The organism is Psychrobacter sp. 5A.1, from assembly GCF_030407455.1.
GTDB lineage: Bacteria > Pseudomonadota > Gammaproteobacteria > Pseudomonadales > Moraxellaceae > Psychrobacter.
The window spans coordinates 1-932 of record NZ_JASDDJ010000138.1 but is presented as its reverse complement, the minus strand read 5'-3'; the positions used below and the strand labels follow the sequence as shown (position 1 = coordinate 932).

Annotated in this window: 2 protein-coding genes; both read right to left on the bottom strand. The window is 37.9% G+C overall.

The window, feature by feature from the left end; translation table 11 throughout:
- Positions 1-69 precede the first annotated feature (69 nt).
- Positions 70-450, bottom strand: a complete 381-nt coding sequence (locus tag QL982_RS14445) for a transposase (protein ID WP_290166174.1) — start codon at positions 448-450, stop codon at positions 70-72.
- 74 nt (positions 451-524) lie between these two features.
- Entirely contained in the window at positions 525-863 is a 339-nt protein-coding gene (locus tag QL982_RS14440) for an IS630 transposase-related protein (protein WP_290166172.1), read from the bottom strand.
- Positions 864-932: the final 69 nt, after the last annotated feature.

The following is a 932-nucleotide window of genomic DNA, read 5'->3' as shown; positions in this document are numbered from 1 at the left end:
GTAAGTCATGGTCTTTATAATAATAATTAAGTTTGATAATTAGTTTATAACACTTTTAAGTAGGCTTGACTATAGTTTAGGCAGATTATTTTCCATCCATCCTTGGCGTAGAAATTTAGCTTGTGCCCATTTCTTCTCGATAGGATTTAGATCAGGGCTGTAGGGTGGTAAAAATAAAAGGCGATGGCCGTGTCTATTAAGCAGCTTTTGTACTCGTTTATGAAAGCTTGCGTTATCCATTACGATTACGCACTTGGTTTTTAGGCTCGGTATTAGCGTGTACTTGCACCAGTTATAGAATACATCTCCATTGATGTTTTTTTCGAAGTAATCAAGTGCAAATAGTCCTCTTTCGTACAGGGCACCAATGACGTTGGTACGTTTTTTACCTTGCCAGTTGTAGCGATCGCTACAAGGCTTACCTATCGGAGCATAGCCATAAGGTCTCATGCTCAAAGCCACTTTCATCCATATAAACAATGGGATAGCCTTGAATTATATAATCACTCAAGTGATTGAGATACTTAGCTCTTTTTTCCAGACAGGCTTTTGGATGCTCTAGTGTCTTTTTTTTGACTGATGTTTAATCGTTTTAAAGTATGATGAATGCCGGTTTTACTACAGCCCAGACGATTTGCGCGCTCATATTGATAGTCATCAGGATATGCTTTGACATCCTGAAGCAAAGCGTCATCAGGTATTTTAGTCGGGGCTTTATCTCGCCCTTTCTTAGGCTCTAAGTTCTGTCTCCAACTATGTATAGTACTAGTGCTAAGCGCGTAAAAAGCAGCAGCTTCTCTAACAGTCAGACCATTATCGATGCTAGACAGCACTTGTTTACGATAGTCGATTGAATAAGTCATGGTTTATCTGAATAGTTGATTATTTTTTATTTATTGTATCGGTTTTATCTGAACTCTACTATATATATT